This window comes from Cyanobacteriota bacterium (assembly GCA_027618255.1).
Classification (GTDB): Bacteria; Cyanobacteriota; Vampirovibrionia; order LMEP-6097; family LMEP-6097; genus JABHOV01.
The window spans coordinates 1-5,793 of record JAQCFG010000091.1 but is presented as its reverse complement, the minus strand read 5'-3'; the positions used below and the strand labels follow the sequence as shown (position 1 = coordinate 5,793).

General features: G+C 38.8%; 6 protein-coding genes, 1 tRNA gene and 1 pseudogene. 3 read left to right on the top strand and 5 right to left on the bottom strand.

All coding sequences use genetic code 11. The features are described 5' to 3' along the window. On the bottom strand, positions 1–1,239 hold a 1,239-nt coding region (locus tag O3C63_09365; GenBank protein MDA0773131.1), incomplete at its 3' end, for a 2-oxoacid:acceptor oxidoreductase family protein. A gap of 165 nt (positions 1,240–1,404) precedes the next feature. Between O3C63_09365 and O3C63_09360 the strand changes: the two genes are divergently transcribed. After that, the gene (locus O3C63_09360; GenBank protein MDA0773130.1) at positions 1,405–2,607 is read left to right on the top strand and encodes a hypothetical protein; all 1,203 of its coding nucleotides are present in this window, start codon (positions 1,405–1,407) and stop codon (positions 2,605–2,607) included. Beyond that, positions 2,607–3,170, top strand: coding sequence for a hypothetical protein (locus tag O3C63_09355; protein ID MDA0773129.1), 564 nt, complete (start codon positions 2,607–2,609; stop codon positions 3,168–3,170). Before O3C63_09360 ends, O3C63_09355 begins: the two co-directional genes overlap by 1 nt. Here O3C63_09355 and O3C63_09350 read toward each other — a convergent pair. Together O3C63_09350 and O3C63_09345 are read right to left on the bottom strand one after the other, a co-directional pair. Then, positions 3,160–3,900: a tetratricopeptide repeat protein gene (locus O3C63_09350; GenBank protein ID MDA0773128.1), complete on the bottom strand. Its 741-nt coding sequence runs from the start codon at positions 3,898–3,900 to the stop codon at positions 3,160–3,162. The genes O3C63_09355 and O3C63_09350 overlap by 11 nt on opposite strands. Then, positions 3,900–4,244: an iron-sulfur cluster assembly accessory protein gene (locus tag O3C63_09345; GenBank protein ID MDA0773127.1), complete on the bottom strand. Its 345-nt coding sequence runs from the start codon at positions 4,242–4,244 to the stop codon at positions 3,900–3,902. The genes O3C63_09350 and O3C63_09345 overlap by 1 nt, the downstream gene beginning before the upstream one ends. Positions 4,245–4,589: 345 nt before the next feature. Here O3C63_09345 and O3C63_09340 point away from each other — a divergent pair. Continuing rightward, positions 4,590–4,666: transfer RNA gene (locus tag O3C63_09340), tRNA-Arg, on the top strand. A 43-nt stretch (positions 4,667–4,709) separates the two neighbouring features. On the opposite strand, the pseudogene O3C63_09335 reads toward O3C63_09340, so the two are convergent. Then, positions 4,710–5,552: pseudogene (locus O3C63_09335) on the bottom strand (IS3 family transposase). Further along, positions 5,546–5,793 (bottom strand): hypothetical protein (locus tag O3C63_09330; protein ID MDA0773126.1); only part of this gene is annotated, 248 nt, incomplete at its 5' end. The pseudogene O3C63_09335 and the gene O3C63_09330, both read right to left, overlap by 7 nt.

Sequence of the window (5,793 nt, the reverse complement as noted above, 5' to 3'; positions counted from 1 at the left end):
AACACCATCCTCTGTGTACTCATAACGCTTGTAGCGTCCTTCGCCTTCCCACTCCGTTGAGAACTTACCTCGTTCAATTTCTACCTTTGAGAAATCAAGATCATCAATAGTTCTAAAATGCTCAGACAAAAAGAAATCACTTAATACTAAAACAGGAATTTGATATTTCTCAGCCATGTTAAGCGCGCGAGCAGCTTGATAAAAAGCGTCTTCTGGGTCTTTAGGCGCCACAACGAAACGAGGCGAGTCACCATTACCAGCAATCATCAAATCAATATCAGATTGTTCTTGCTTAGTTGGAACTCCAGTTGAAGGACCACCACGAGAAACAACGATACACACAGTTGGTGTTTCCATCATTGAAGAAAGACCAACAGCCTCAATCATCAGACAGTAACCGCCACTAGCTGTTGCAGTTGCAGCACGCACACCAGCAGTACCAGCACCAACAACCATATTCATAGCTGCAATCTCATCTTCTACTTGTTTAATAACGATCTTTTCTTTTGGTCCAATAGTTGCAAGGTAGTGAAGTATACCCGTAGCAGGACTCATTGGGTAAGCGGAATAAAGCTTAAGTCCACCAGCTGCAAGTCCAAGACCAAAAGCCTCATTACCAGTCATAAACATCTTAGGTACTCCACTACCTTTAGGTTGAAATACTGCTTCTTTTACATGTTTCTCAGTCCAAGTAGCACCAAGGTTGAAAATAGCTTGGTTAAGATCAACGACTTCATCTCCTTTCTTTTGGAATTTGTGTTTAATAAATTCAAGTGGGATAGAAGTATCAAGATCTAGTGATTGAACTAGAGCACCAGACAACATAGTGTTGATCATAATTGGAGCGACACCAGTCAAGCCGGCTTCATCTACCATTGCTTTAAAATCCAAACCATAAAAATGAACGTCCGATCTCATTGCTTCGATATCTTCTTTTTTGATAGATCCAGCGTTATAAAAAACCAATCCGCCAGGTTTAACATCAGGAACGTGAACGGCAGGGCTAGTTTTGTTAAAGAGCAAAACTACTTCTGGCTGCTCGCCATGACAAAGCTGCTCATCTGCGCCAATTGCCATTTGTAACCAAACGTGACCACCACGAATCGCAGATTGAAATGAGTTGTATGCCAAAACATGTAGACCCATACGAGAGCAGGTCTTACCCAAAATCTCACCGGTTGAAGCGATACCGTCTCCGGCAGCTCCAGCTATTCTTACTATTACGTTTTTTGCGCTCATTTATAAATTACCTTTTGATTAACCTGTTAATTATATGACTTTAAGGGCAATCTCAGGAAGCAATTTTTGCTAATTTTAATAATAGCTATCGGGGACGCGCCTCATAGGTGTTAACACTCATTATCTCACTTGATTTATCATGAACTATAAGGTAAGATAAAGGGCATGCGAATTCTGTGTTTACTTATTTTAGTTATTGTTCAGATTAGTCCTGCCTTTGCCTTTCCGCAAACGATTTTCCCGAAGATCACCGCAGCTGGTGAAACACAAAATCAACTGCAGATTTATATCAACAAAGAATATATAGAACAACTTGAGCTAAGAAAAAGTATCAAAGCTCAATACGATCTCAAAAACGAAAAAGACGTAATGGATCTAGTGAGATACATAGTTGAAACATCCAATCGCGCGATTAATAGAGCTATTGATTATTTCCCGCAAGATCACTACGCGCAAGTTGAAGCCTACAAAGCAATCAAAGAACTTTGTCAAACAGACCTCGGTGCTGCAACCAAAGGCATCGGTGGTGAAATCGAAGCATGGGGTTATACTTTCAATCCAGAAATCGAATCATATATCATTGGTGAATTTAAAACACTGTGGGATATCAAAGGTGACCCGCGCAAACCATATTTTGAAGCAATCAAAAAACACCTGAGCCTAACTACTCTCAAAATATTTTTCCCGATCTTTGACGCTAGAGAAGTATTCCCGCGCAATGATCACCCAATTTCTAATTTCATTAGCTTAAACAAAGCAACCAAATTCATAGTCTACTTTACCAACGAACCTAACTACGGGCTAGGCGGCTACACAATTGGCACCAATATTTATATCAATGTTGGCAAACTCAAAAAAACTACTCACTTCTTTGACAGTAATATCGAAGAAACAATCCAAATGGTGATCAGCAATGAAATCACTCACGCAATGATTAATCATGTTTTTGGTGATGATCAAATTAATGACACCATAAGTCCAGACAAAAATCTATTCCATGCCAAGAAACTCAACGGCTATGCAATCCATGACAATAGAGAAGCAATTGAATTTATTTCAGACGCTATCTCAATTGCAGTCAACCCAAAGTTCTTGATCTTGCCTCTCTCTTCAGGAGAAGATGGTTACAGACTCTCTCGTCAATTTGCCAGAGAAGAGCTGACCAAGTTTTGTCTTGCTAATGACATAGCCCCACCAGAATACGCTAAACTAGACAACGCCATGAAGCTTCGTGAGTACCTGCAACCTAAGCTCTCTGCCAAAGGCATTAGCTACGCTGTGTTCTTGCGTAATTTCCAAAGCAAATATACTTTGATGGCAGGCAATATTTTTGCTGAGTTTGGGTTTAATTTGCAGCCGATTATTTAATGAAAGCGAAACCAGTCAGCACAACTCCTCCCCGCGAGCCAAAAGCTGCTGCAAAGAGCGAAGCTGCTACTCCAGCCCCCGAACGCAAGAAAGCTACCCAGCGCTCCGCAGCTACCGCACTAGCTGCAACAGGCAAATCAAAACCAACGACACATATTGATCAAGATCTTGACTTAAATGCTGCTATTGAAAAAATCACTGACTTAAAAAACAAAGCTCAATCATTCTCGATCGCCCTAGAAGCTGAAATAGAAAATAGTTTTGATCAACTTGTCAAAGATAACTTAGTTGATTATTTAGAAGATGATGTTGGTAAATTCAAACAACTATTAAGACGAAACCTCATTCCTTTATTCCAAATTTTTTATAAACAACAAAGAGGCGATAATGCATGGCAAGAGCTTTTTCAAACAAATGAATTACTAACATTAGACGTCAAGATTGACAAAAAACCAGAGCCAGTAGCATTTGCACCAAAAGCCTGCAAATTTGACATTCACCATTTCCAAGAAGCTGATGGTCACATAGTCTTGGTCGTTAAACCACCTGAGCTTAAGTCTTGAGAGCCTCATCAAAAGCCAATACCGTCCCCTTGGCTTTATGCTCTTCGGCTGTTTCTTTATCACCAATCTTCATATAAAAAATCGATAGGTTCATTTGTGCCATTTGATTCTTAGGGTTCATCAATTCAAGTTGATGCATCACCTTGATTGCTTCTTGATACTGTTCTTGCTTAGCGAGCATCACTCCAAGTGATTCATAGGCATCTTCATTCTTTGGATTTTCTTTAATTGCCTTGCGTAATAATTCAATCGCAGGACCAAGCTCGCTATGGCTTGCTGCCTTAGCGAAAATATCTAAAGCCTCATCAAGATAGCCCTGAGACCTTTCTTGACGTTTTTTCATTCCTATATACTTGAACTTGGAAAGCGGTTCCTGACCCGGAAAGCAGCCCTTATTAAAATCAACATACTTCTCTAAGATTCCAGGATAAGTGTTTTCTAGTTTGATTAGAGTGTCTTCTTCTTGGTAATTCTCAAAATTAAGCGTCATTGCGAGCTCCGTAGGAACGCCGACATCCAGTTTAAACTCAACATCTTCAATAATCACAAATCGCTCAAGATGATTTTTTAATTTCCTGGCATCTGCACAAATCAAATAAGGTTCTTGCCAAAAAGCTAAAGCAATCACTTTGGCTTGTGGTGTCAAAAAAGCAACATAGTCCTTGTTTGAACTTGCTTGCCTTTCAAGAAAATCTTTTGCGTCTGCTCCTCTGATTTCAAGTACTTGCATTAAAACGCCGAAAAACTTTCACCGCAGCCACAAGTATTGCTTGCGTTTGGATTCTTGAAAACAAAACCCTTGCCCATAAGTCCATCATCAAACTCTACAGTCATACCTTTGAGATAAATCGCGCTCTTGGGATCTACAAAAACCTTGAAACCTTCTTGCTCCTGAACTATATCCTTGTCCTTAATTTCACCAAAAGATAAATCATAACTAAGACCACTACAACCGCCGCCTTTGATAGCAAGACGCAGACCATAAGTCTCAGGATCCTTACCCTCTTTGGACAATAGGCTAAATACTTGCTCTTGAGCTTTAGTGGTTAATTCAACAATCATCGTTACGCTCATTTAACTTGCTCCTTTGGCTGACCATCCAGCAAATAAATCCATATTGGTAGTCCGATAATCAAGGTACAAACGACACAAATATTGAAAAACATTGGGAAACCAGGATGAGCAATTAAGTCAATAAAATCTTGGAATGAGTGTATTGAAAAATTCATTGATTCGCTCCTAATTCATTCTAATATATAGATAGCATAGCCTTAAAACAGAATCGTAAAGCTATATAATATGATTATATCCTGCTGCCATTGAAAAAACATGAAATTAGCGATATATCACGACCATGCATGCTATATTTGGCTGGTGAATTTCAATTGCTTCCTAAAGGCAATTGTGCAAATGGTATAGGCGCCAGTAGCTCAGCTGGATAGAGCAACTGCCTTCTAAGTAGTAGGTCATAGGTTCGAATCCTATCTGGCGTACCATTATTAATAAAATTTATGTTGAAAAGTGAACAGGGGAGACGTGTCAAGTACCCATTTTTTTAGACAATAAAGCGGCCCTCTTTGCTTGATAATTGGACTTGAACTGCTTCGGTGACACTTTCAAGCTTAGGTGGATTCTCTCATTGTTGTAGTAATTGATTTGTTCTACTACAGCTTCGATTAATTCTTCATAGCTTTGATATTTCGCTGTCCCTCCTAATTCCAATTTAAACTGGCTGTAGAAGCTCTCTTGCCAACTGTTTTGCCAAGGTGAACACTTATCACTTCTTGAATGCTTAATCCCTTCCTTTGTAAGCAATATCTTCAATTCTTTGTGATTGTATTCTGCACCCCTATCACTATGCAGATATTCCGCTTTACCTTGCTTTAGAGCTTCTTCTATGGCTGTTTGAGTTAAATGTTTGTCGTGCTTCAAAGACATATTCCAGCCTATTACTTGGCGTGTAAAAACATCTATCACTGTGGCTAAATAAACAAAATTTTTCTTGTATCTGAGATAAGTGAAATCTGTTACCCATATGTAATTTGGTGCAATAGGACTCAGTTTTTTTATCAAGTTCTTACCGTCTTTCACTAGCTGTGGGTTATGGTAATTAAATTTATTCTTCTTTCTATGTAATGATGGCTTCAACTCGAATTTCTGCATCACTCTCAAAACTCGTTTGTGATTGACTTTTAAAGCTAAAGCTATTCTCCTGTGACCATAGCTTGGGTTTCTTTCCATCACTTGACGAATATTCTTCAATAGTGATTTATCTTTTTGTTCTAATATTGGCTTGTAATATAACCCAGATCTGCTAAGACCCAAATTCTTTGCAAGTTCTGTTTTTGTTATTTCTGAATGAAGGTTCTTTTTAACTAACTTTGACTTTCGTCTTTTTTTAAAAGGGCCAAAGCATCTTCCAAAAGCAAGCTTAAGTTCTCTACTTTTTGCTCCAACTCTTTTATTCTTCTGTCTTGATTTACATTTGTAGTTCTTGGATTGAAATCACTTGAAACACGATGTTTTCCTTTTCTCCAACGTTTAATTGTTGACTCTCCTATCTCATATTCATCGGCTAGCTTTTTTAAAGACTCACCTTTCTCTAGACGAAGCATTACTGTAA